Source organism: Chromohalobacter israelensis DSM 3043 (assembly GCF_000055785.1).
Taxonomy (GTDB): domain Bacteria; phylum Pseudomonadota; class Gammaproteobacteria; order Pseudomonadales; family Halomonadaceae; genus Chromohalobacter; species Chromohalobacter israelensis.
This window is the reverse complement of record NC_007963.1, coordinates 923,918-949,090: the sequence shown is the minus strand read 5'-3', so window position 1 is coordinate 949,090 and position 25,173 is coordinate 923,918. Positions and strand designations below refer to the sequence as shown.

The following is a 25,173-nucleotide window of genomic DNA, read 5'->3' as shown; positions in this document are numbered from 1 at the left end:
GACAAACGCGCAGTGTAGCAAGGCCGCCGGGGAGCGAACACGCCCGCGTGGCGCGAGGCAGGTATCAGGCGCCTTCGGTCGCCCGCGCGAAACGTCGATAGGTGAACTCGGACGTCCCCGAGGCATCACGCACCGCCAGGGTCTGCACCTCGTCATGGTAGGGCGATTTTTCGCACACCGGGTCCATCTGCGCGGCATCGCCGGTAAGCATCAAGGCCTGGCAACGACAGCCGCCCCAGTCGATTTCCTTGCGCTCGCAGTCCTGGCAGGTCTCGGGCATCCAGTGCGTACCGCGATAGGCGTTGAAGGCCGGGCTGTCGTACCAGATATCGCTCAGCGCATGCTCCGCGACATTCCAGAACGTCAGGTGCGGGATCGTCTCCGCCGCATGGCACGGCAGCACCTTGCCCGAAGGCGTCACATTGAGGGACTGTCGCCCCCAGCCGTTCATGCAGGGCTTGGGCAGACGCGCATGATAATCCGGGACCACGGCGTCGATGACCAGACGCCCCTGCAGGCGCTCACGCGCGGCCTCGACCCGCTCGACGGCCGCCATGACCTGCTCGCGACTCGGCATCAGGGCGGCGCGATTGACCAGCGCCCAGCCATAGTACTGCGCATGGGCGATCTCCAGCCGCCGCGCCCCCAGCTCCACGGCCAGGTCCACGAAGTCGTCGATCTGATGCAGGTTGGCGCGGTGGATCACCGCGTTCAGCGTCAGCGGCAGTCCGACGTCCGTCACCTCGGCGGCGAAGGCCCGCTTGCGTGCATGGGCGCCGCTCATGTTGGCGACATGATCGGTCACCTCGGGCGTGGCGCCCTGAAACGACAGCTGGACGTGATCGAGGCCCGCCTCCGCCAGGGTCTCCAGCCGGGCACGGTCGATGTTGACGCCCGCGGTGATCAGGTTGGAATACAAGCCCGCGTCCACGCAGGCCGCCACCAGCTCGGGCAAGTCGGGACGCAGCGCAGGCTCGCCGCCCGAGAGATGGACCTGCAGCACGCCAAGCTCGGCGGCTTCGGCGAAGACCCGTCGCCAGGTCACGGTATCCAGCTCGTGGCGGCGGCGCTCCAGGGCCACCGGATTGGAACAGTACGGGCACTGCAGGGGACAGCGGTGCGTCAATTCCGCCAGCATCCCCATGGGCGGCTGCACGGCATGCGCCTGCGAAGGTGTCATGCCACCTCCAGTACGCGCTTTTCGACCAGTCCCGCGAACATGGCCGTGACGTCCTGGGCGATGCGTTCGCGCGGCGCCTGATAGGTCTCGCACAGCCGATCGATGATCGTGCCGACGCTGCGTTCGCCATCCACCTGGCCGACCACGGCCTGCGCGATGCCATCGAGCTGGAAGACGCGCTCGGGCGCCAGCAATACCCAGCCGCCCCGCCGTTTATCTTCACGCAGCCTGACGCCGCGCGGCAGGCGCACGATGTCGCTTTCCTGAATTGCCGTCATGACGTTTCCGTTTGCGCGTCGCCATCCCAGGCCCCGGGCGGCACGTGGCCGGGCGCGACATAGGCGTGATGCAAGGCGTCCAGTTGGGTCCACAGCACCTGACACTTGAAGATCAGCGCGTCGAGCACCGCCTGCTGCTGATCCGGTCGGCGGGCATGGCGCTTGACGTAATCGAGTGCCATTTCCGCGTCTCGCGGCGCCTGGGTCAGGCGCGGTTCGAAATAGGCCAGGGTCTCGGCGGAAACGAAGTCGTAGTGCTCGAGCATGCCGCTGACCCGCTGGCCGATCACCAGGGGCGAGAACAGCTCGGTCAGCGACGAGGCGATGGCCTCCAGCACGCTGCGCTCGCGCACGAAATGCAGATAGGCCTCCACCGCAAAGCGCGTGGCCGGCAGAATCCGCCGGGTCGAGACCACCATCTCACGATCCAGCTCCAGCCCGTCGGTGAGCTTCAGCCAGCGCGCGATACCGCCCTCGCCCTCGGCTTCACCGTCATGATCCACCAGCCGGGCACGCCACGCGCGGCGCAGCGCCGAATCGTCGAGGCGCGCGATCAGCGAGGCGTCCTTGAGCGGGATCATCGACTGGTAGTAATAGCGATTGAGGGCCCATGCCTGAACCTGACGGCGATTCAGCTCGCCGTTCTGCAGCATGAGCTGAAAGGGATGACGGTGATGGTAACGCTGCTCGCCGATCGCGCGTAAACGTGCTTCCAGTTCGTCCGCGCTCAACGCCTCGTGGATCGGGGTTTCAATATCACTCATCAGCATTCCAGTTCCATGCCGTCGTGGGCGATCTCCCACCCGTGACGCCTGGCCTCCCGGCGCTCCGGGGAGTCGTCGATCAAGACCGGATTGGTGTTGTTGATGTGAACGAAGACACGTCGTCCGATGTTCAGCGACGACAGCGCGGCCATGCTGCCCGTCTCGCCGGACATCGACATGTGCCCCATGCGGCTTCCCGTCTTGTGGCCGACACCGGCGCGAATCATCTCGTCGTCACGCCACAGCGTACCGTCGAACAGCAACAGGTCGGCGCCCTCGAGACGTGCCGCCAGGCGTTCGTTCATCGCGGCACAACCGGGAATGTAATAGGCACGCCGCGCGCCGACGCGAAACTCCACGCCCACGGTGGCCTCGCCTTCGCTGCCGATGTCGGGGTCCTCGCCCTCCAGGTACAGCGCCGCCTTGCCGGGCACCGCGAATATGCGCGCCTCGAGCCCCTCGGCGAGCGTCAGGGTCTCTTCCAGTGCCACTTCGACACGTTCGACATGATCGGGAGCGAGAACGTTGAAGACCGGACTGTCGCGCAACGCGGCATGAATCTCCGGCGTCGCGTGAAGACGATAGGGCGAGCTTTCACGCAGACTCAGCAGACCGCCGACATGATCGACGTCGCCGTTGGTCAGCAAGATCGAGGCGATCGGCGTGTCACGCTTCCCCTGACGCGGAAACAGCGCCGGGGTCCCGCGTATCTGGGTGAGCACCTCGGGGGCGCAGTTGATCAGGGCCCACGAGCGGCCATCGGCGCTCACGGCCAGGGAGGATTGGGTTCGCGGCGTGACACGGGGGTCGCCCGCCCACGCCAGCCGGCATACATCGCAACGACAATTCCACTGAGGGAGGCCGCCACCGGCGGCCGCCCCGAGTACATGGATATACAACGCCGCCTCAGAATTCGGCGGGCATGTAGTCGTTGATTTCCAGCGCGATGCAGATTTCCGTCACTTCCGGGGTCATCCAGGCCATTTCCGTCTCTCCATCAGGGTAAATGTCACCGTTCCATCATAAACCGTTAGCGTGATTAGCGCATCTTCAACTAGCCATTGTCCGCTGCATCATCGGCCTTGCGATAGCGCCCCGCGTAGTCGAAGAGCTTGTCCCGGATCTGCCAGTGGCGACCCACCTTGCGTCCGATCACGAAATCCGGGGCCTTGAGACGCCGCTCGCCGGCGATCACCGCCTCGGGCGAATCCGGCCGCCAGTCGCTGCCCGGCGCCCGCAGGTGATGGCGCAGAAAGGCCAGCGTGAAGGCGCGACGCTGTGCGGCGGTTTCCAGCGCGAACCACTCGTCGAGCGTGGCGCCGTCTTCATCATGGTAGGTCACTTTCAGGCGCGGCAGCCCGCGACCATTGGTTACCGCCTGTAACTGCATCCCCGAGACTCGCAGCACCTTGGCTTCCTTGAGACGCAGCGCAGCCTTGAGCTTGTCGTCGGGGTCGACCAGCCGCTCGTCGCATTGATGGCAGGCACGCGCGGCGATATCGTTTTCCGCGCCGCACTGATCGCAGACCTTGAAGCGAAAACGAAAGTCGCACTGCCGGCGCCGCCCGTCCGTGTCTTCCAGCAGGCCTTGGCAGCGACGGCCGTAATGTTCGATGACCAATTCGCCATCGCGCTTGCCCCAGAACAGATTGGCATGCCCGCATGCCGGGCATTCGACCTGTACCGGTTCGGCATCGGAATCGGGCCTGGGCTCGCCGACCTCCGGCGCATACAGGTCCCAGGGGTTGCCCGCATAATCGAGAATCAGGCAGTCCTGCTTGCCCGGCGCCAGCCGCAAGCCGCGCCCGACGATCTGCTGATACAGACTGACGGACTCCGTGGGCCTCAGGATCGCGATCAGATCCACATGCGGGGCATCGAAACCGGTCGTGAGGACCGCCACGTTGACGAGATACTTCAACCGCTGCGCCTTGAAGTCCTCGATCAGTGCTTCGCGCTCCCGCCCCGGCGTCGCGCCCACGATCAGCGCCGCCTGCTGCGCCGGCAGATATCCCATGATTTCCCGCGCGTGCGCCACCGTGGCCGCGAAGATCATCACGCCGCGCCGCTCGCGGGCCTGCTCGACGACCTCGGCGATGATCCCCGGCGTCGCCCGGTGCCCCTGCACGACGCGGTTCAGCTCCGCCTCCTCGAAGCCGCCGCCGCGACCGGGCGACAGCCGCGAGAAGTCATACCGGGTCTGCTCGCCATCCTCAGCATACAGTGCGGCATCCACGCGTCGGGGCGGCGCCAGATAGCCCTGCTTGACCATCAGTCGCAGTGGCTGCTCGAACACGCAATCCTGAAAGAAGCAATCCGCGTCGCCGCGCACCATGCCGTGGTGATGACGGTGGTAGATGAAGCCTTGCCCCAGACGATACGGCGTCGCCGTCAGGCCCAGCACCTTGAGGCGCGGGTTGTGGCGCCGCAGGTGCGCGATCACCTGATGATAGCTCGACGCGCCCTTGTCATCCCGGACCTTGCCCGCCGACGCCCCCGGCGGAATGCGGTGGCACTCGTCGATGACCAGCAGGGTGAACGCGCCCCACGCTTCGTGGGCCTCGAAACGCTCCAGGCTCCTGACCACGGACTGCACCGAACCGAAGACCACCTGACGCTCGCTTTCCTTGCGTCCCAGACCGGCACTGAACAGGTCCGCCTCCAGTCCATAGGCGCGGTACTTGGCATGGTTCTGCTCGACCAGCTCCCGAACGTGCGCCAGTACCAGGACCCGGCCGCGTGCCAGCCGTGCCAGTTCGGCGATGACCAGCGACTTGCCGCTGCCGGTGGGCAGCACCACCACGGCGGGATCGTCGCCGCGCCGGAAATGCGCGATGACGTTATCGACGGCCTGATGCTGGTAGGGGCGAAGCGAGGGCGCGCTCATGCGGGACATCCACGGAACAAAAGGCGAATGTTAGCATCGCCGGCAAGGTCTCGGGGGCGGTCGGCACCTTGATCTTGGTGCCGGGCGCCCCGACTTCATGAGTACAACGCCATGTCACGATGTTCTCGAATCGCGGCAACACCGACGCTCAGGAGGTCCCATGCAAGCACCCACCAGCCCCGACTGTCCCGAATGCGGTAGCCGCACCAAGCGTTTCCCGCCCGGTCGCGAGGGCCAGTATCATGTCTTCTGCGAAGATTGCGGCCATGACTTCGGGCGCTACGACCGTCTCGTCGCAGACTATCGTCACACCCTCGACGAGCTGGAAGCGCATCTCGAGGCGTCCGGCACATCGCGAGACGCCTGATTCGGTGCCCACCCGGCATTCATCATCTTCTTTTCCAGCGGAGGTCACATGTCCTCGACCACATCGCATTTCGTCGTGCTCGCCGAGTTCCGGATCAAGGAAGGCCAGGTGCCTGCCTTTCTCGCCCTGGCCCACAACGACGCCAACGAATCACTGGCCAATGAGGAAGGCTGCCTGGCATTCGACGTGCTGACGCCGGAAGGCAGCGACAATCTCGTCGTGCTGCACGAGGTCTATCGCGACCGCGCCGCCTTCGAGCACCACATGCAGATGCCCCACTACGCGCCGTTCAAGGAAGGCAGCGCCCCATTGCTCGTCGATGAGCCGTCGGTACGCTTTTTCTACACGGCCACACGTCCCGAATAACGCGCCCCTCACCGGGCAAGCGCAAGGCCGCGACGCCGAACGCCGCGGTCTTGCCGCCTCGCCCGGCTCAGCTCACCTGCCCTGGCCCATCGAGTGCCCCATCTCTATGGCAATGCCGGCGTCATGGCGCCATAAAAAACCGGCTTGCCCCAAGGCAAGCCGGCTTTCATCTGCACAAGCGCATTAACCTCAGTCCACCCACACCCGGGCATTGCGGAACATCCGCATCCAGGCACCGTCCTGCCGCCATTCGTCGGGACGCCAGGAGTTGGTGACCGCGCGGGCCACGCGCTCGGGGTGAGGCATCATGATCGTCACGCGGCCATCCGGCGTGGTCAGCCCCGTGATGCCCGCGGACGAGCCATTGGGGTTGGCGGGATAGCGCGTCGTCACCTGACCGTAGTTGTCCACATAGCGCATGGCGATTTGGTCACTGGTCTGCATGCTGCGCAAGTGGCCGCTGTCACGGAACTCGGCGCGCCCCTCGCCGTGGGCCACGGCGATCGGCAGGCGCGACCCTTCCATGCCGGCCAGCAGGATCGAAGGACTCTTCTCGACCTGCACCATGCTCACGCGCGCCTCGAACTGCTCGGACTCGTTGCGCACGAAACGCGGCCAGTTCTCGGCCCCGGGGATCAGCGACTTGAGCTGCGAGAGCATCTGGCAGCCGTTGCACACCCCCAGCGAGAAGCTGTCATCGCGCTGGAAGAAGCCTTCAAAGGCATCGCGCGCGCGGTCATTGAACAGCACCGACTTGGCCCAGCCGCCGCCGGCGCCGAGCACGTCGCCGTACGAGAAGCCGCCACAGGCGACCAGCCCCTTCATGGTCGCCAGATCGACGCGCCCTTCGAGGATATCGCTCATGTGCACGTCGACGGCCGCGAAGCCGGCATGGTCGAAGGCCGCCGCCATCTCGACATGCCCGTTGACGCCCTGCTCGCGCAATATCGCCACACGGGGTTGCTCGCCGCGCCCGATGTAGGGCGCGGCAATGTCCTCGTCGACATCGAAGCTGGGCTGCGCCGAGAGGCCGGGGTCGCGCAGGTCGAGCAAGGCATCGAATTCGGACTTGGCACACTGCGGATTGTCGCGCAGCGCCTGCATGCGGTAGCTGGTCTCGGTCCAGGTGCGCTGGGCGATGGCCCGCGTGGTTTCCAGCAGCGGTTCCTCGAACAGCGTGACACGGACCTGATCGTCGTAGCGCGGCCGTGCCACCACACCGCAGGTCTCGAGGCCGGCCGCGGCCAGCTGGGCGAGCACGAACTCGGTGTCGCGGCGATTGACCTGAATCACCGCCCCCAGTTCTTCGGCGAACAAGGCATCGAAGGCCTCGTAGGCGTCGTCGATCAGCCAGTCGAGCTTGATCTCCAGCCCGCCGCGCGCCGCAAAGGCCATTTCCAGCAGGGTCACCAGCAGGCCACCGTCACTGCGATCGTGGTAGGCGAGCAGCTTGCCGTCGGCATTGAGGCCTTGAATGACCGAGAAGAACGCCTTGAGGTCCTCGGCGTCCTCGAGGTCGGGGCATGCATCCCCGACCTGGCCGTATACCTGCGCCAGCGCCGAGCCCCCCAGCCGGTTCTGCCCCTGGCCCAGGTCGATGAGAATCAAGTCGCTCTCGTCCTGGTCCAGGCGCAACTGCGGGGTCAGGGTGCGCATGGCATCGGTGACCGGTGCGAAACCGGTGATATTGAGCGTCAGCGGCGCTGTCACGCTCTTGTCTTCATGCTCGCCCTCGGCGGTCTCTTCCTGCCAGGCGGTGCGCATGGACATCGAGTCCTTGCCCACCGGAATGGCGATGCCCAGCTGCGGGCAGAGTTCCATGCCCACGGCATGCACGGCGTCATACAGGGCCTGATTCTCGCCGTCATGCTCGGCGGCGCTCATCCAGTTGGCGGAGAGCTTGATGTCGGAGAGCTTGGCGATCGGCGCCGCCGCCAGGTTGGTGATGGCCTCGGCCACTGCCAGGCGGGCGCTGGCCGCCGGGTCGACCAGAGCCACCGGCGGACGCTCGCCGAGGGCCATGGCCTCGCCGGCATGCGTATCGAAACTGGCCGTGGTCACCGCGCAGTCCGCCACGGGCACCTGCCAAGGCCCGACCATCTGGTCACGCGCCACCTGCCCGGTGATCGAGCGGTCGCCGATGGTGATCAGAAAGCTCTTGGACGCCACGGCCGGCAGGCGCAGCACCCGATCCAGCGCCTCGCGCAGATCAAGATTGTCGAGCCCCAGGCTGGGCATCGTCAGCGTGCGTCGCTCGAAGGCACGCGACATCTTGGGCGGCTTGCCGAACAGCACGCTCATCGGCAGGTCGACGGGACACGTGTCGAAGTGACCATCGTGGACCGACAAATGGTGGGCCTCGGTCGCCTCGCCGACCACGGCATAGGGGCAACGCTCGCGCCGGCACAGCGCGTCGAAGGCCTCCAGGTCGTCCGGCGCCACCGCCAGCACGTAGCGCTCCTGGGCCTCGTTGCACCAGATGGCCAGCGGGCTCATGCCCGGCTCGGCATTGGGAATGTCGCGCAGTTCGAAACGCCCGCCCCGGTCGCCGTCCTTGACCAGCTCCGGCAGCGCATTGGAAAGCCCGCCGGCGCCTACGTCGTGAATGAAGCAGATGGGATTGTCGTCGCCCAGCGCCCAGCACCGATCGATGACTTCCTGGGCGCGCCGCTCGATCTCCGCGTTGTCACGCTGCACAGAGGCGAAATCGAGATCCTCGCTGGATGCGCCCGAGGCCATGCTCGACGCCGCCCCGCCGCCGAGGCCGATTTTCATCGACGGACCGCCCATCACGATCAGCTTGCCACCGACCGGTATATCACCCTTGGCGACGTGCCCCTCGCGAATATTGCCGTAGCCGCCGGCGAGCATCACCGGCTTGTGATAGCCGCGCCGCTCGATCCCGGCCGCACCGACCGCATCCTGTTCGTAGGTACGGAAAAAGCCGCTCAGGTTGGGACGTCCGAACTCATTGTTGAACGCCGCCCCGCCGATGGGCGCCTCGAGCATGATGTCGAGTGCCGACTGAATGCGCGCGGGCTTGCCGTAGTCGAAGGCTTCCCAGGGCTGCACGAATTCGGGGATACGCAGGTTGGACACCGCGAACCCGGTGAGCCCCGCCTTGGGCTTGCCGCCGACGCCGGTGGCGCCTTCGTCGCGAATCTCGCCGCCGGCCCCCGTCGCCGCACCGGGATAGGGTGCGATGGCCGTCGGATGGTTATGGGTTTCCACCTTCATCAGGATGTGGATGGGTTCCTGCGTCGCCGCGTAGCGTGCCTCGCGCGCCTGGTGCGGCAGCCAGGGAGCGGCGAAGAAGCGGCCGGCCCGCGTGCCGCGAATCACGGCGGCATTGTCGCTGTAGGCCGAGAGGATGTCGTCGCCGGAACACGCGTGGGTGTTCTTGATCATCTTGAACAGCGACAGCGGCTGGGCCTCGCCATCGATGGTCCAGTCGGCGTTGAATATCTTGTGTCGGCAGTGCTCGGAATTGGCCTGCGCGAACATCATCAGTTCGACGTCGGTGGGATTGCGATCGAGCGAGCGAAAGGCCTCGAGCAGATAGTCGATCTCGTCGTCGGCCAACGCCAGTCCCAGCGCGTCATTGGCGTCGACCAGCGCCTCGCGCCCGCCTTCGAGCACGTCGACCCGCCCCAGCGGCGCCGGCTCGTGCTGCTCGAACAGCTTGGCGGCATCGCTGGCATCGGCCAGCACCGTTTCGGTCATGGGATCGTGAAGCACCGCGACGAGCGCCGCGAACGTCGCCTCGTCGAGCTTGCCCCCCAGCGTCACGCGGTAGGCGATGCCGCGCTCGATGCGCCGCACCTGATGCAGGCCGCAATTGTGGGCGATATCGGTGGCCTTGGAGGACCACGGCGACAACGTGCCCAGACGCGGCACGACCAGAAACAGCTGGCCTTCGGACTCGGTGTCGGCGCCATCGCGCACGGGCCCGTAGGTCAGCAGTTGCGCCAGCACCTCGCGCGCCGTGTCGTCGAGATCCTCCTGGTGGTCGACGAAGTGAACATAATCGGCGTGCAACGCCTCGACCTCGGGCACGGCATCACGCAACGCGGCTAACAGCTTGGCATGGCGGAAAGCGGAAAGGGCGGGCGCTCCTCGCAGTTCGAGCATGTCGAATAGGCCTCTGGGACAACAGGTAGACGATGCCGCGGGCGGCGGCCAATGAGCCCCCATGATAATGGAAAAGCCGCTCACGGGCGAAGCCACCCGTTGCAGGATAGCGACGAGCGTGGAATCGGCGTCGGGTGACATCGGACGCGACGCCCGCTAAGGTGGCTGCCTCTCATCGCTGACCAGAACCGGTATGTTCGATGCTCTGCTTCGTTACATGCGCCCCGTGGCGACGGCATTCGTTGCCCTGCTGGCGCTGCTGATCCCCGACAACCGTACCTCCCACGAACCGGATGCGGCCTTGTCGGCGATTCTGTCGCGCGACTTCATCCAGGTGTTCACGCGCAACACCCCGACCACGTATTACGAAGGCCGTCACGGCCCGACAGGGTTCGAGTACGACCTGGTGCGGCGTTTCGCGGAATCGCTGGATGTCAGCCTCTCCCTGAACAGCGTCGGCAATATCGGCGACGTTCTCAGCGCCGTGCGCGACGGACGCGCCGACCTGGGCGCCGCCACCCTCTCGCTCGACCCGGCCGAACCCGGCATTCTCTACAGTCGCCCCATCATGTCGATGCAGCCCATGGTCATCTACCACCGCGGCATTCCGGCCCCGACGACGCCGGAGGATCTGCTCGGGCTCGATATCGCCGCACTGCGCGGCTCGGGCACCGGTCGCGCCCTGCGCGACCTGCAAAAGTCGCTGCCCGAACTGACCTGGCAGGAAACCGACGAGCTGGAAGTCACCGATCTCATCGAGATGGTCGAGAAAGGCGAATTCGATGCCGCCGTCGTCTATGCACACCAGTTCAAGCTCAACCGGCTCTTTTTCCCCGACGTCGAAAACGGATTCATGCTGGGGGCGCCGCAAAGCCTGGTCTGGGCGTTTCCCAAGGACAGCGGCGTGGCGCTGCTGCAAGCCGCCAACCGGCTCATCGACCGTCTGCACGCCAGCGGCCAGCTCGATGAGCTGATCGCACGCTACTTCGGTCACGACGATTATCTCGAATACGTGGGGGCGCGCCTGTTCATTCGCCACGCCCAGGCACGCCTGCCCCGCTACGAGGCTGCGTTCAAGGAAGCGGCCCGCGACACCGGTTTCGACTGGAAGCTGCTCGCCGCGCTGGGCTATCAGGAATCGCACTGGAAGCCGCGCGCCACGTCACCGACCGGCGTGCGTGGCCTGATGATGCTGACCAACGACACGGCCGCCGAAGTCGGCGTGACCAATCGCCTGGATCCCGAGCAAAGCATCGAAGGCGGCGCGACGTACCTGCTTCACGTGAAGGGACGCCTGCAGGAGGAAATCACCGAGCCGGATCGCACCTGGATGGCGCTGGCCGCCTACAACGTGGGCCTGGGGCATCTCTACGATGCCCAGAAGATCACCGAGATGCAGGGCGGCGATCCCTATAAATGGGCGGACGTGCGCAAGGCCCTGCCACTGCTTCAAAAGCGCAAGTGGTACAGCCAGGTGCGCCATGGCTACGCACGCGGCGGCGAGCCGGTGATCTACGTGCGCAACATTCGCCGTTACTACGAGATCCTCAATTACGTGGACCGCAGCCGCCGTCAGTTCCACCATCTCGGCGAGCGCGACGACACCTTCCCCCAGACACCCTTCAATACCGTTCCGCCGGTGCTTTAGGCATCGGCCTCGCGCTCATTCGCGCCGCGCCGCGAAGAACGCCTTGAGCAAGTGCGTGGCACGCGAGGCCAGCACGCCGCCCTCGACCTCGACGCGGTGATTGAACCAGGGCTGGGCGAACAGATTGGCGCGCGACTCGACCATGCCACTGCGGGGTTCGGCGGCCGCATACACGACCCGTGCCACGCGCGCATGGATGATCGCGCCGGTACACATCAGGCAGGGCTCCAGCGTGACGAACAGCGTGCACCCCTCAAGCCGGTAGTTGCCCAGGCGCTCGGCGGCATCCCGCAGGGCACGAACCTCGGCATGCGCGCTGGGGTCATGGCTCGACACCGGCGCATTGAAGCCCGTCCCGACGATGTCGCCGTCGCGTGCAACCACCACCGCGCCCACCGGCACTTCCCCCGCCTCCAGCGCTCGATGCGCTTGATCCAGCGCACGATGCATGTAGAAGGTATCGCTGCGCATCGCGAAGCCGTCTCCGTATGCTGATAGAATTGGAACGACCGTATGAAAACGACCGTTCACAAGGATGCCGGCATGACGCAACCACTCGACACCCTCGTCGATCTTCTGGGCCTCGAGACCCTGGAAGAAAACCTGTTTCGCGGCCACAGCCAGGATCTCGGCCTGCCGCAGCTGTTCGGCGGCCAGGTCCTCGGCCAGGCGCTTTCCGCCGCCACGCGCACGGTGGAAGCGGCCCGTCGGGCCCATTCCCTGCATGGCTATTTCCTGCGCCCCGGCGATGCCAAACGCCCCGTAGTGTATCAGGTCGACCGCGTACGCGACGGCGGCAGCTTCACCACGCGCCGGGTCAGTGCCATTCAGAACGGCAAGACCATCTTCTTCTGCAGCGCCTCGTTTCACGGCACCGAACCCGGCTTCTCCCACCAGCCCGACATGCCCGACCTCGAGTCGCCCCAGGCGCTGATCGACGCCGGCGCCGAGGTCCAGCGTTTCGACGGGCATCCCATCGAATTCCTGCACCTGCCGGACAGCGTCACCGACATGCCCCGCAAGCGGCTGTGGTTCCGTCTCGCGGGAGAGCTGGCCGAGGATGCCGCACTGCATCGCTATCTGCTCGCGTACAGCTCCGACTTCAATCTGTTGACCACCAGCCTCGTCTCGCACGACACCTACTTCGGCGATCCCAGACTGAGAATCGCGAGCCTCGATCACGCCCTCTGGTTCCATCGCGACGTGGCCATCAACGACTGGCTGCTGTATGACATGGACAGCCCCTGGGCGGGCAGTGCACGGGGCTTCTCGCGGGGCAGCATCTATGACCGTCAAGGTCATCTGGTGGCCTCGGTGGCGCAGGAGGGGCTGACGCGCCTGGTCGAGTGACGCGTATCGCCACGCCGGTCTACGTAGAGAGCATGCTACCGACATGACAAACGGTTACCATGGGCCACCACCCGGTATCGACGTCGCCCAAGCGATATAGCCACCAACTCAAGAGTGGCGCGGCATGGCGCGATACGCGCCCATGCCTGCCAATCGCTGCGATACCGGCATCGCCCGGCCCGAGCCCGGGACCATCAATGAATACAAGGGAACATCATGTTACGACGTATCTCACTTGCCTGCGTGATGGCCGGCAGCCTGCTTCTGGCAGGTTGCGGACAAGATTCGGCAGACGCACCACTGGCACATGTTCCGGCTGACACCCCCTTTCTCTTCGCCAACCTCGAAACCATCGACGACGCGACTCTCGACGCCGCGCTGGCGTCATCAAACGCTTCACTCGCGCAACAGCGTATCGACCTGCGCCAATTCGCAGAAGAACTGCGCCGCGACGGCGAGGCCGAGTCCCTCGCCAATGTGCTTGACGCACTCGCCGAGGAGCTTGCCGGCAAATCGGACTATCAGCAGGTCGCCGAACAGATCGGCGTCGACCTGGGCGGTCAGAACGCTCTCTACGGTCTGGGCCTGAGCCCGGTATTGCGCCTGAGCATCAACGATGCTGAGCGCTACCAGGCTTTCCTGCAACGTCTTGCAGACGCTGCAGGCCTGCCGCTGGAAACCCGCACGCAGGGCGAGCTGGAATACCGCCAGGCACGCCTCGGCGAGGCGCCGCTGCAACTGCTGAGTACCGTTCATGACGGCCAGGCGGTGCTGGCAGTCGCCCCCACCGAACTGGATGACGACGCACTGCAGCAAGTGTTAGGCACGAGCCTGCCCGACAGCAGCGTGCAGGATACCCAGCGCCTCAGTGAGCTGGCCGACGCCAAGGACTACCTGCCCTACGGCCTGGGCTATGTCGATACGACACGCTTGGCGACCTTGCTCACCGGCAGTCAGGATCTCATGATTCAGGCCTTTCGCGCATTCGCCGAGCAGACGCAAGGTCAGGCCCCAGAACCGGTTTCGCAGAGCTGCCGCGAGGATGCGACGCGCCTAGCCTCGCGCATGCCGCGACTGAGCGCCGGCTACACCACGCTCGACGCCGCACGCACCGAGCAACGCTTCGATGTGTCATTGGCCGAAGATATCACCGCCCCGCTTGCCTCGCTCACTTCAACACTGCCGGGCCTGGGCAATGACTCGCTTGAGTCTCCCTTCGACCTTGCGATCGCACTGCCCATGAACGACCTGCGCGACCTGCTGACCCAACAGATCCAACACGTGCGTACCGCACCGTTCAGTTGCTCGGCGCTCGCCGAACTCAACAACGATCTGGACGAACTCGGCCGTCAGGCCAACATGCTGGCCATGCCCCCGTTCGGTAGCCTGCGCGGCATGCGGCTGGTAATCGATGAGCTCACGATGCCCAAGCATAGCGATCAGCCCGCCATCAAGGGCGCTCTGCTGGTAGCCTCCAGCGACCCCAACGGGTTGATGGCGATCGGCCAGAGCATGCTGCCCGGGCTCGCGACACTCTCCCTTTCCAACGACGGCGAACCCCAAGCTCTGCCGCCACAGCTCACCGCGATGCTAGGCGATGCACCGGCCTGGCTGGCCATGACAGACAAGGCACTCGGCGTGGCAACGGGTGAGGGCGAGCAGACGACGCTCAAGTCCTTGCTTCAGGAAGAAACCGGCGAGGCCGGCGAACTGATGCACGTCAAGCTTTCCGGCGACATGTACGCCAAGTGGCTTCAGCTTGCCGACGCCTTCGGCAACCTCGCAGGCAACGACGCTGCAGCACTCGAAGAGCAGCTCGATGCCATGCAGAACCAATTCGAGCGCATCGACAACGTCGTAATACGCATGCGTATGGAAGACGACGGCCTGGTCATCAACAACCGTATCGACTGGCAACAGTAACGCCGTCTGCCCAGAGCGCCTGGAAACACTCTGGTTCCTGGCAGCACTGCCCCCTTCATGGGCCATTCTGCAACCTGCCAGACACGAAAAAGGCGCGGGGGAGATCCCCGCGCCCAAGTACGATCGGTCTATCGCGATCGGTGCGTCGGCACCGAAACGCGGCCTCAGCCGTTCTTCATCGATGCCATGTCGATGACGAAGCGATAACGCACGTCGCCTTTCTGCATGCGCTCCCAGGCTTCGTTGATGTTCTGGATGTCGATCATCTCGACGTCGCAGGTAATGCCCTTCTCGGCGCAGAAATCCAGCACTTCTTGCGTCTCGGGAATCCCCCCGATCAGCGAACCGGCCAGCACGCGACGGCGGAAGATCAGGTTGGCGCCCATCACCGCGGGCTCCAGCGGCTGCATCTGCCCGACCAGGATGTGCGTGCCGTCGTACTTCAGCGCCTGCAGGTACGGATTCAGATCGTGCTGGTTGGGTACGGTGTCGAGCATGAAGTCGAAGGTCTCGGCGACCGCCGCCATCTGCGCCTCGTCGGTGGACACCACCACATGGTCGACGCCATTGGACTTGGCCTCGGCCACCTTGCTTTCGGAGCGCGTGAACAGCGTGACCTCGGCGCCCAGCGCCTTGGCCAGCTTGACGCCCATGTGGCCGAGGCCGCCCATGCCGATCACGCCGATCTTGTGGCCCGGCTTGACGCCGTAATGCTTGAGCGGCGAATAGGTCGTGATGCCCGCGCACAGCAGCGGTGCGGCGGACTTGAGGTCGATGCCTTCCGGCATGCGCAGCACGAACCGCTCGCTGACCGTGACCTTGTCGGAGTAGCCACCCTGGGTGAGGCTGCCGTCATGGCGGTCCGGGCTGCCGTAGGTCATGGTGAAGCCTTCGGCACAGTACTGTTCCACGCCGTCGTTGCACGCCTGGCAATGGCGGCAGGAATCGACCATGCAACCCACACCGACCAGATCGCCTTCCTTGAAATTGGCAACGTCGCTGCCCACCGAGGTCACACGACCGACGATCTCGTGGCCCGGCACCACCGGATAGGCGGCCATGCCCCAGTCATCCCGTGCGAAGTGGAGATCGCTGTGGCAAACGCCGCAGTAGAGGATCTCGATGGCGACATCGTCCGGACGCGGCTCGCGGCGTTCGAAGGTGTACGGCTCGAGTGCCGACTCGGCGGAATGCGCAGCGTATCCTTTGGCTTGTGGCATAACGAATATCCTTTCGATGGTGAATGCGATCGCCGGTCGTGCTGACACGACACCAGGACGCGATCGCGGACCCCGACAGTGTGGGCATGCCACGGCATCTCGGCCATGCCCGATTCTGTGCAATGTTTGCCAGATACTGCTCTCTCGCCGCAGGATTTCCCTGATACAAGGCAAATTTCATGCACGATGTTATCCTGTTGCGGCGTCAGCTACCGTCGAGGAAACGCCGATGACCCTGCCAGCCCCTTACGCCACGAGTCCTGCTGCCGATCATGGCCTGGAAGCCCGCCTGGCTTCGCGCCTGGCCCCGCTGGCCACCCAGGAAGGATTCGCCGCCACGCCCTTGCCCGGCGTGCAGCTGATCACCTCGCACTGCGGCCACGCGCGCACGCCGCTGATGTACGAGCCGAGCCTGGTCATCATCGTGCAAGGCAACAAGACCGGCTACCTCGGGGATCGCATCATCCATTACGGTGCCGGCCACTATCTGATTCAGGCCATGCCGCTGCCTTTCGAATGCGAGACCCATGCCAGCGATACGGCCCCCTTGCTGGGCCTGTCGGTGAGTCTCGACATGGCCATGCTCGGCGAACTGGTCCGACGCCTGCCCACGGCGCCCCCGACGCGCATGCCCGCCCCCATGGCAGCCGTGGACATGGATGCGGACATGGGCGATAGCGTCATGCGCCTGATCGACTGCCTGCACGACCACGAGCAGGCCGCAGCGCTGGGCGACGGCCGCATCCGCGAGGTGCTGTTCGCCGCCTTGCGCGGCCCCCAGGGCGCATCGCTGCGCCAGTTGGTGGCCCACCATGGCCAGTATTCCCGCATCGCCGAAGCGCTGACCTTCCTGCACCAGCAATACGCTCAGTCCCTGAACGTGGAAAGCCTCGCACGGCGCGTCAACATGAGTGCCTCGCACTTTCACCACCACTTCAAGCGCACCACGCAGCTCGCACCGATGCAGTACCTCAAACGCTTGCGGCTGCTCAAGGCGCGCGTGCTGCTCACCCAGCAGGGCTATCAAGTGGCCCAGGCCGCCACCCAGGTGGGCTACCAGAGTGCATCGCAGTTCAGCCGCGACTATAAGCGCTATTTCGGCCAGAGCCCGCTGGACGATCGCCAGTCTCGCTCCGCCCACTCGCCATGAACGCGAAAGGGCATGTACTGAAGTTTCGGCCCCGACATGCCGATAACGTCTTCATCACCATCCGGCTGATGAATGGATAGCCTCTCTCGGCATGACATGGCAAGGAAAGCACGACATGGCCCTATTTCTGACATCGCAAGGCCTGCCAGACACCATTCAGGGGGAGTGGGACATCAAGCTCATCGCCTTGTCTTGTCTCGTCGCCTGGCTGGCGGCAGGTCTGGGCCTGCTCATCGGCGATCGCATGCAGGAAGCCAACGGCAAATGGCAGCGCCAGGGATGGCTGCTGGCTGGCGCCGCCATGATGGGGCTCGGCGTATGGAGCATGCATTTCACCGGCATGCTGGCGCTGCGACTGCCCCTGCCCATGCATTACGACGCCGGACTGACACTGCTGTCCCTCGTCCCCGCCATGCTCGGCAGCGGCTATGCTCTGCGCATCATGGCGATGCCCCGTCCGCGCCTGAGTTACTCTCTGGTCGGTGGCGTCGTGCTCGGCATGGGCATCGGCATCATGCACTACCTGGGCATGGAAGCCATTCGCATGCCCGTGGAGGTACGCTATGACATCGGCCTGTTCGTCATGTCGCTGGTGGTCGCGATAGGGCTAGGTGCCGCCGCGATGCTCATCCATCGCCGCTATGCGCGGCAGCGACGCCTCAACCGTCTCGATCACCGCCTGGTCAGCATCGCCGCCTGCATTTCGCTGGCCATCAGCGGCATGCACTACACTGCCATGTCGGCCACCTACTATCTGCCCACGCCAACACCTGCCCCTCAACACGCGGTGACGCCTGCGTCCTGGCTGGGCGTCAGCGTCAGCGGCATCGTCATTCTCCTGCTGATGGTTGCCGGGCTGTGGGTATTCATCGACCGGCGCCTGCAGCGCCATCAGCGTCAGTCCGTCATGTCGCGCGAGCAGCTCATGGAGGTGATCGCCGCCATCAACGACGCCTTCCTGCTGTTCGATCACCGGGGCCGGATCGTGCTCAGCAACCGGACCTTCTCGACGCTGACCGGCTATACCCCCGACGAAATTCGCAACCAGCCACTGTCGATTCTCGAACACTCGCACGAAAGCGCCCGGACGTACCGAGACATCCAGCGTTGCGTCGTCGAGCACGGCCACTGGCAAGGCGAGATCGAGGCACGACGCAAGAACGGCGAGGCTTTTCCCGTGCGCGTCAGCGTCAATCGCGTCGATTACAGCCAGGGCAATGTCCATCACTTCGTCGCCACGCTTCATGACCTGAGCGCTCACCGCGAAGCGCAAGCGAAGATTCACCGGCTCGCCCATCACGACACCCTCACCGGCCTGCCCAATCGCCAGACGCTCTACGCGCGCCTGGATGCCCTGCAAGCCGCGTGTCGCGCACAGGGACCGGGCGGCGCGCTGATCATGCTCGATATCGACAACTTCAAGGCGCTCAACGATTCCCGAGGCAATGCCGTCGGCGACACCCTGCTTCTGCATGTCGCGCGTCGCCTCAAGCGCTTCGCTCGCCACGAGCATGACCTGGCACGCCTGGGCGGCAATGAATTCGCTCTGATCGTCACCGACCTGCCGAGTGCCCACGACGATGCCGACGAGGCATTGAGCCGCCACCTCGACACCGTGCGTCAAGCCATCGGCGGCGTATACGACCTCGACGATTTCACTCATACCACGACGCACAGCCTGGGCGGCGTCCGCTTCGGCGACGGCGACGTGTCGGCGGACGAGCTGGTCAAGCGCGCCAGTCTGGCGATGTCCCACGCCAAGCAGGAAGGCGGCAACGCCAGTCGCGCCTTCCGCCCCGAGATGGAGCAGGCACTTCAAGTGCGCGTCTGCATGGAAGCCGAACTCCGTCAGGCGCTCGCCACCGACCAGTTGCAGCTCTTCTATCAGCCTCAGGTGGATACCCGGGGGACGATCATCGGTGCCGAGGCCCTGATTCGCTGGCAGCATCCCGAACGCGGCATGATTTCGCCGGGCGACTTCATTCCCCTCGCCGAGGAAACGGGCCTCATCGAACAGATCGGTGGCTGGGTGCTGGATACGGCCTGTCAGCAGCTCGCCACCTGGTCACGCCACGACGCCACGTCCCACCTGCAATTATCGATCAACGTCAGTGTGCGCCAGTTCCAGCAAGCCGATTTCGTCTCGCGGGTATTGGACACCATTGCACGTCACCGGGCGCCGGCCGAGCGGCTCACGCTGGAACTGACCGAAAGCCTGCTGCTGGCCAATGTCGAGGGGGTCATCGACAAGATGACACGGCTCAAGCAGCACGGCCTGAACTTCTCGCTGGACGATTTCGGCACCGGCTACTCGTCGCTGGCCTATCTCAAGCGCCTGCCCTTCAACACCTTGAAGATCGATGTCTCCTTCGTCCGCGACGTGCTCGTCGATGCCAACGACGCAGCCATCGTCAAGACCATCGTCGCGCTGGCCGACAGCCTGCAGCTCAAGTCCGTCGCCGAAGGCGTCGAGATGCAGGCCCAACGCGAGTTCCTGGAGCGCCTGGGCTGCCACTATCACCAGGGCTATTATTTCGGCCGCCCGTCACCCATCGATGTCTTCGAAGCGCACCTGGCGACGCAGGCCTCCGCGAGCGCTACCACGCCATGATGCCGCGCACGATGTAATAGCCCCCCACCAGGGTGACCAGCCAGCGCGTCCAGCCTCGAAAGCTCGCATCGGTCAGGCGTCGCAGGATGGCATTCCCGGCGCGGGTCCCCAGGAAGCTCAACGGGATCGCCAGCGCGATCCAGCCCCATTCCCCGCGACTCAGCGCCAGCGCCGCCTGCCAATAGAACACCACCTTGAGCGCATGGGCGATGACCTGGATCGTCGCCTTGGATGCCACCACCGTGCGGCGATCGAGCCGCGTGCGCACGAAGCCGATGTCGATGGTCGGCCCCGACACCCCGGCGGCGATGGTCAGCCCTCCGGCGACACAGCCGCATAGCACCGCATCCAGCGGTCGGGACACGTCGAGCCGGAACCAGCGCCGCGGCAGCCAGACCAGTACGGGCAGCATCCCGATCAACAGCATCACCACGCGCTCGTCCGGAGTGTAGCGCAGCCAGGCCAGCAGCCCCGCCGCCAGCATCACGCCAAGCACGATCCAGCCGACGATGCGCCAATCGATGTAATGCCGCGACAGGAAGGCCCGGGAACCGTTGGCGCCCAGCTGAATCACGCCATGCACGGCGATGGCCGTCGTCGCCGGCAGCCAGGCCAGCAGGAACCCCAGCAGGATCAGGCCACCGGCCATGCCAAAGACACCGGAGAGCGCGGAAGTCCCGAACACCACGCCCAGAAACGCCAGCGAGAGAGGAAACGTCATGTCCGCTGTCTGCCACCCGCGCGCCGATGTGAATTACCGCACACGATGATGGCAGCCGCCCGCCATCGCTGCGCCATCACAGCACCTTGACCGTCGGCCAGGCGCGATCGGCACGCGTCGCCAGCGTGTCACGCAGCGTCTCGCCCGCAGCGCCGCTGGTCAGCATCACGTCGAACGCTTCCAGCTCGGCGAAAAAGGCCGGCCGCACCCGATCGAGCTTGCTCTCGTCGGCAATGAGGATACGCTGCACGGCGGTTTCCAGAGCCACCTGCTTGGGCACCACCTCGTGGAAATGGAAGCAGCTCACGCCCTTGTCGACACGCACCCCGGCGGCGGAAATGAACGCCTTGTTGATCCCCAGGCGACGAATCGCGGTGACCAGTTCCTCGCCACCGAAGGATTGCGACACCGGATAATAGAGGCCGCCCAGCAACACCAGCCGCACGTGAGGCAAGGCGAGTTGCTCGATGGCGTTGGCGACGTTGAGGGCATAGGTCACCACCGTCAGCGGCAGATCGGGATCGAGCTTGGCAAACAGCGGGATCAGCGTCGTCCCGCAGTCCACGAAGATCGTGTCGTCGGCCTCGACCATGCGTGCCGCTTCCTCGCACATGCGCTGCTTGGCCTGGGCGAAACTGTCCTGCTGAGTGGCGAAGTCGTATCCGGTGGCAACCTGCGGATGCTCGGCCAGCAGCAAACGCCCGCCCAGCGAGACGATGGTGTCCTGGCTGGCGGCGATATCGCGGCGTATGGTCATCTCCGATACCTGACAGCGCTGGGCGGCCTCGGCAATCGGCAACATGCCTTCCGCGCGCAGGGTGTCCTGTAGCCATTGAAGGCGCGCCGCACTGCGGCTATTCATGTGCACATCTCCCTCGGCATACCGGTCGACGAGATCGCTCGCCCTTCTCCGGCACATTTTGTTAGCTTAGCCACAAAATTTCTGTTAGAAAATTAACAAAGATGGCTCGACGATAAATACAAGGACATTACCATGTCTGTGACTTCTTTCGCGCCGCCCGGCTCAACGGTCGGCAGCACGACCGACTCATCGCCCCATGCCCCGGCTTCGCCCGGATGCATGCCACTCGGGGAATCACGCCCATGACCGATCTCAAGCCCGTTGCCCGTCAGGCCCTGGCCCTGATGGACCTCACCTCGCTCAACGACGACGATGACAGCGCCCGCATCCAGGCGCTGTGCCGTCGTGCGGACACGCCCGCCGGCCATCCCGCCGCGCTGTGCCTGTACCCGGCCTTCATCGAGGACGCCCAGCGCGAGCTCGATGCCATCGGCCTGACCCGGCGCGTACGCATCGCCACGGTGACCAACTTTCCCGACGGCGCCCCCAACGCCGAGCGCGCCGCCCGGGAAACCCGGCTCGCGGTGGCTGCCGGCGCCGACGAAGTCGACATCGTCTTTCCCTACCGAGCTCTGCTCGACGGCGCCCCCGACGTCGGCCGCCTGCTCGTCGAGGCCTGCCGCGACGCCTGCGGTGGCGCGACTCTGAAGGTCATTCTCGAAACCGGCGAGCTCAAGGATCCCGCGCTGATTCGCCAGGCCGCCGACATCGCCATCGCCGCCGGCGCCGACTTCATCAAGACCTCCACCGGCAAGGTCGCCGTCAACGCCACCCTGGAGGCCGCCGAGATCATGCTCGAGACGATTCGCGACAGTGGCCGCGACGTAGGCTTCAAGGCCGCCGGCGGGATTCGCACCACCGAGGACGCCAAGGCCTACCTCGACCTGGCCGCACGGATCATGGGCGAGGCATGGATCAGCCCTGCGCACTTCCGCTTCGGCGCCTCGGGGCTGCTCGATGCCCTGCTCGCCACGCTGGAGGGCGATGAGGCCAAGGCGCCCGGCGACGGTTACTGAACGCGCCTCGGCAGGTATCGACATTCAACGGCAGACAACAACAACGCGGACACCGTCATGCTCATTCAAGACATCATCCGCCGTAAGCGCGACGCCGAGACCCTCGACGCCGACGCCATCCACGCCTTCATGCGCGGCGTCGCCGACGGCAGCGTGGGCGACGCCCAGATCGGCGCCTTCGCCATGGCGGTCGTGCTCAACGGCATGACCCGCGAGGAGGCCATCGCGCTGACCGAGGCCACCCGCGATTCCGGCCAGGTCCTGCGCTGGCACGACCTGCACCTCGACGGCCCGGTGCTCGACAAGCACTCCACCGGCGGCGTGGGCGATCTCGTCTCGCTGGTACTGGGGCCGTGGATCGCCGCCTGCGGCGGTCACGTACCCATGATCTCCGGGCGCGGACTCGGCCATACCGGCGGCACACTGGACAAGCTCGAAGCGATTCCCGGCTATGACGTCACCCCCGACGACGACCTCTTCCGCCGGCTGGTCAAGGACGTCGGCGTGGCGATCATCGGTCAGACCGGCACCCTCGCCCCCGCCGACAAGCGTCTGTACGGCGTGCGCGACGTGACCGCCACGGTCGAGTCCCTGCCATTGATCGTGGCCTCGATTCTGGGCAAGAAACTGGCCTGCGGACTCGACACCCTGGTCATGGACGTCAAGGTCGGCAACGGCGCCTTCATGCCCACGCCCGACGCCTCGCGGGAACTGGCCGAGGCCATCGTCGCCATCGGCAGCGGCGCCGGCACGCCCACCAGCGTGCTGCTGACCGACATGAACCAGCCGCTGGCCGACTGCGCCGGCAATGCCTTGGAAGTCCACGAGGCGTTGCGCCTCTTGCGCGGGGACGGGCGCAATAAAGAGGTGCGCGGCGACGGGCGCAATAAAGAGCTGCGCGGCGACGGGCACGATAGCCGCCTCTACCAGGTCACCCATGCCCTGGCCACGGAAATGCTCGTGCAAGCCGGCCTCGCCGCCGATGCCGCCGACGCCGCGACGCGTCTGGAAACCGCCCTGGCCTCCGGCGAGGCACTGGAACGCTTTTCGCGCATGGTGCATGGCCTCGGTGGCCCGAGCGATCTGGCCGAACGCCCCGAACACTATCTCGCGTCAGCTCCCTTCACGACCGATGTCGTCGCACCTCGGGCCGGTACCGTCAACGCCATCGACACCCGCGCGCTTGGGCTCGGCGTCGTCGAACTGGGCGGCGGTCGCCGTAACGCCGGGGATGCCATCGACCATCGCGTCGGTCTTTCACGGATCGCCGGGCTCGGCCAGCGCGTCGAGCGCGGCCAGCCCCTGCTGCGCCTGCATGCCGCCAGCCGAGCCGAGGCCGACGCCGTCTCTCGGCGTCTGCGCGAGGCATTCACCCTGGGCGAACCGGGTCACGCCGTGCCGCCCGCGCTGATCCACGCCACCCTGCGTCAGGAGACATCGTCATGACCCGCGCCATCCTGCTCGTGCTCGACTCATTCGGCATCGGCAACGCACCGGACGCCGCCGCGTTCGGCGATGCCGGCGCGGATACCCTGGGCCATATCGCGCATCATCGTGCCGCTTCCGGCCGACCGCTGGCACTGCCCCATCTGGCAAGCCTCGGGCTCTATCACGCGCACCATCTCGCCACCGGCGAGTGGGCCGAGGGCATCACGCCCCCCGAGACGCTCGACGGCGCCTACGCCGCGGCGGCCGAGATCTCCTCGGGCAAGGACACGCCCTCCGGGCATTGGGAGATCGCCGGCGTCCCGGCACTGTTCGAATGGGGCTACTTCCCCGACAAGACGCAGAGCTTTCCGCCCGATCTGCTTGAAGCCTTGATCGAGCAGGCCAAGTTGCCCGGCGTGCTGGGCAACTGCCATGCGTCCGGCATGCCGATACTCGAGACACTGGGCGAAGCCCATATCGCAAGCGGCAAGCCCATCGTCTATACCTCGGCGGACTCGGTGTTCCAGATCGCCGCCCACGAGACCCATTTCGGCCTGGATCGCCTATACGCACTGTGCGAAATCGCCCGCGAGCTGTTGATGCCCTACAACATCGGTCGCGTCATCGCCCGCCCCTTCGTCGGCGAGACCCCCGAGACCTTCGAGCGCACCGGCAACCGCCGCGACTACGCCATCGAGCCGCCCACGCCCACCGTGTTGCAGAAACTGCATGACGATGGCGGCAAGGTGCTCGGCGTGGGCAAGATCGGCGATATCTACGCCCATTGCGGCGTCTCGAACGTCATCAAGGCCCACGGCCATGACGCGCTGTTCGATGCCACCCTCGAGGCCCTCGATGAAGCAGGCGATCGGACGCTGGTGATGACCAACTTCGTCGACTTCGACACGCTGTATGGCCACCGCCGCGATCCGGACGGTTACGCCGAGGCGCTGGAAGCCTTCGACCGGCGCTTGCCGGAAGTGCTCGCCAAGCTGCGTCCCGACGACTTGCTGATCCTCACTGCCGATCACGGCAACGACCCGACCTGGACGGGGACCGACCATACTCGCGAGCAAGTCCCCGTGCTTGCCAGCGGCGCCGGCCTGGCCCCCAGGCCACTGGGCCATGATGACGGTCATCTGGTGACGTTCGCCGATATCGGCCAGAGCCTGGCGACACACTTCGGTCTCTCGCCCATGGCACACGGCAGCGACTTCCTCGATGTCGCGCCGACCGGCCCATCCTCTCATGCTTCGACGACAGGAGACTGA

Annotated in this window: 21 protein-coding genes; 10 read left to right on the top strand and 11 right to left on the bottom strand. The window is 65.5% G+C overall.

What is annotated here, in order from left to right; all coding sequences use genetic code 11:
• Window positions 1–64: 64 nt before the first annotated feature.
• The 6 genes from pqqE to radD all read right to left on the bottom strand — a co-directional run bounded on the left by pqqE (window position 65) and on the right by radD (window position 5,118).
• The gene (gene pqqE, locus CSAL_RS04315; RefSeq protein ID WP_011506151.1) at window positions 65–1,180 is read right to left on the bottom strand and encodes a pyrroloquinoline quinone biosynthesis protein PqqE; all 1,116 of its coding nucleotides are present in this window, start codon (window positions 1,178–1,180) and stop codon (window positions 65–67) included.
• Complete coding sequence (gene pqqD / locus CSAL_RS04310; protein WP_011506150.1) at window positions 1,177–1,458, bottom strand: pyrroloquinoline quinone biosynthesis peptide chaperone PqqD; 282 nt, start codon at window positions 1,456–1,458, stop codon at window positions 1,177–1,179. Before pqqD ends, pqqE begins: the two co-directional genes overlap by 4 nt.
• Complete coding sequence (gene pqqC / locus CSAL_RS04305) at window positions 1,455–2,222, bottom strand: pyrroloquinoline-quinone synthase PqqC (protein ID WP_011506149.1); 768 nt, start codon at window positions 2,220–2,222, stop codon at window positions 1,455–1,457. Before pqqC ends, pqqD begins: the two co-directional genes overlap by 4 nt.
• On the bottom strand, window positions 2,222–3,121 hold the full coding sequence (pqqB, locus tag CSAL_RS04300; protein ID WP_011506148.1) for a pyrroloquinoline quinone biosynthesis protein PqqB: 900 nt from the start codon (window positions 3,119–3,121) through the stop codon (window positions 2,222–2,224). Before pqqB ends, pqqC begins: the two co-directional genes overlap by 1 nt.
• A gap of 7 nt (window positions 3,122–3,128) precedes the next feature.
• Complete coding sequence (gene pqqA / locus CSAL_RS17840) at window positions 3,129–3,197, bottom strand: pyrroloquinoline quinone precursor peptide PqqA (RefSeq protein ID WP_353735785.1); 69 nt, start codon at window positions 3,195–3,197, stop codon at window positions 3,129–3,131.
• A gap of 79 nt (window positions 3,198–3,276) precedes the next feature.
• The gene (gene radD / locus CSAL_RS04295) at window positions 3,277–5,118 is read right to left on the bottom strand and encodes a DNA repair helicase RadD (protein ID WP_011506147.1); all 1,842 of its coding nucleotides are present in this window, start codon (window positions 5,116–5,118) and stop codon (window positions 3,277–3,279) included.
• Between the two features lie 151 nt (window positions 5,119–5,269).
• Between radD and CSAL_RS04290 the strand changes: the two genes are divergently transcribed.
• Window positions 5,270–5,476, top strand: a complete 207-nt coding sequence (locus CSAL_RS04290; protein WP_043557964.1) for a hypothetical protein — start codon at window positions 5,270–5,272, stop codon at window positions 5,474–5,476.
• A gap of 48 nt (window positions 5,477–5,524) precedes the next feature.
• Window positions 5,525–5,842, top strand: a complete 318-nt coding sequence (locus tag CSAL_RS04285) for a putative quinol monooxygenase (RefSeq protein WP_011506145.1) — start codon at window positions 5,525–5,527, stop codon at window positions 5,840–5,842.
• A 189-nt stretch (window positions 5,843–6,031) separates the two neighbouring features.
• On the opposite strand, the gene purL is transcribed toward CSAL_RS04285, so the two are convergent.
• Window positions 6,032–9,973, bottom strand: a complete 3,942-nt coding sequence (gene purL, locus CSAL_RS04280) for a phosphoribosylformylglycinamidine synthase (protein WP_011506144.1) — start codon at window positions 9,971–9,973, stop codon at window positions 6,032–6,034.
• A 193-nt stretch (window positions 9,974–10,166) separates the two neighbouring features.
• Between purL and mltF the strand changes: the two genes are divergently transcribed.
• Complete coding sequence (gene mltF / locus CSAL_RS04275) at window positions 10,167–11,621, top strand: membrane-bound lytic murein transglycosylase MltF (RefSeq protein ID WP_011506143.1); 1,455 nt, start codon at window positions 10,167–10,169, stop codon at window positions 11,619–11,621.
• Window positions 11,622–11,636: 15 nt separating this feature from the next.
• On the opposite strand, the gene tadA is transcribed toward mltF, so the two are convergent.
• Window positions 11,637–12,092 (bottom strand): tRNA adenosine(34) deaminase TadA, encoded by a 456-nt coding sequence (gene tadA, locus CSAL_RS04270; RefSeq protein WP_011506142.1) that lies wholly within the window; start codon window positions 12,090–12,092, stop codon window positions 11,637–11,639.
• Between the two features lie 72 nt (window positions 12,093–12,164).
• Between tadA and CSAL_RS04265 the strand changes: the two genes are divergently transcribed.
• Together CSAL_RS04265 and CSAL_RS04260 are read left to right on the top strand one after the other, a co-directional pair.
• Window positions 12,165–12,971, top strand: a complete 807-nt coding sequence (locus CSAL_RS04265) for an acyl-CoA thioesterase (protein ID WP_011506141.1) — start codon at window positions 12,165–12,167, stop codon at window positions 12,969–12,971.
• Between the two features lie 216 nt (window positions 12,972–13,187).
• Window positions 13,188–14,894, top strand: a complete 1,707-nt coding sequence (locus tag CSAL_RS04260; protein WP_011506140.1) for a hypothetical protein — start codon at window positions 13,188–13,190, stop codon at window positions 14,892–14,894.
• Window positions 14,895–15,058: 164 nt separating this feature from the next.
• On the opposite strand, the gene CSAL_RS04255 is transcribed toward CSAL_RS04260, so the two are convergent.
• On the bottom strand, window positions 15,059–16,114 hold the full coding sequence (locus CSAL_RS04255; protein WP_011506139.1) for an NAD(P)-dependent alcohol dehydrogenase: 1,056 nt from the start codon (window positions 16,112–16,114) through the stop codon (window positions 15,059–15,061).
• 229 nt (window positions 16,115–16,343) lie between these two features.
• Between CSAL_RS04255 and CSAL_RS04250 the strand changes: the two genes are divergently transcribed.
• Both CSAL_RS04250 and CSAL_RS04245 read left to right on the top strand, forming a co-directional pair.
• Entirely contained in the window at window positions 16,344–17,264 is a 921-nt protein-coding gene (locus CSAL_RS04250; protein ID WP_011506138.1) for an AraC family transcriptional regulator, read from the top strand.
• 115 nt (window positions 17,265–17,379) lie between these two features.
• Window positions 17,380–19,875 carry an EAL domain-containing protein gene (locus CSAL_RS04245; protein ID WP_011506137.1) on the top strand — a complete coding sequence of 832 codons (2,496 nt, stop codon included), beginning with the start codon at window positions 17,380–17,382 and terminating at the stop codon, window positions 19,873–19,875.
• Here CSAL_RS04245 and CSAL_RS04240 read toward each other — a convergent pair.
• Both CSAL_RS04240 and CSAL_RS04235 read right to left on the bottom strand, forming a co-directional pair.
• Entirely contained in the window at window positions 19,862–20,596 is a 735-nt protein-coding gene (locus CSAL_RS04240; protein WP_011506136.1) for a sulfite exporter TauE/SafE family protein, read from the bottom strand. The two genes, CSAL_RS04245 and CSAL_RS04240, sit on opposite strands and share 14 nt — an antisense overlap.
• 76 nt (window positions 20,597–20,672) lie before the next feature.
• Complete coding sequence (locus tag CSAL_RS04235) at window positions 20,673–21,458, bottom strand: DeoR/GlpR family DNA-binding transcription regulator (RefSeq protein ID WP_011506135.1); 786 nt, start codon at window positions 21,456–21,458, stop codon at window positions 20,673–20,675.
• A gap of 242 nt (window positions 21,459–21,700) precedes the next feature.
• Between CSAL_RS04235 and deoC the strand changes: the two genes are divergently transcribed.
• Genes deoC through CSAL_RS04220 form a run of 3 tightly spaced genes read left to right on the top strand, consistent with a single transcriptional unit; the run spans window position 21,701 to window position 25,173 of the window.
• A complete protein-coding gene (gene deoC, locus CSAL_RS04230) occupies window positions 21,701–22,474 on the top strand; it encodes a deoxyribose-phosphate aldolase (protein ID WP_011506134.1) in 774 nt (257 codons plus the stop codon).
• Window positions 22,475–22,531: 57 nt separating this feature from the next.
• On the top strand, window positions 22,532–23,920 hold the full coding sequence (locus tag CSAL_RS04225) for a thymidine phosphorylase (RefSeq protein WP_011506133.1): 1,389 nt from the start codon (window positions 22,532–22,534) through the stop codon (window positions 23,918–23,920).
• Window positions 23,917–25,173, top strand: a complete 1,257-nt coding sequence (locus CSAL_RS04220; protein ID WP_011506132.1) for a phosphopentomutase — start codon at window positions 23,917–23,919, stop codon at window positions 25,171–25,173. The genes CSAL_RS04225 and CSAL_RS04220 overlap by 4 nt, the downstream gene beginning before the upstream one ends.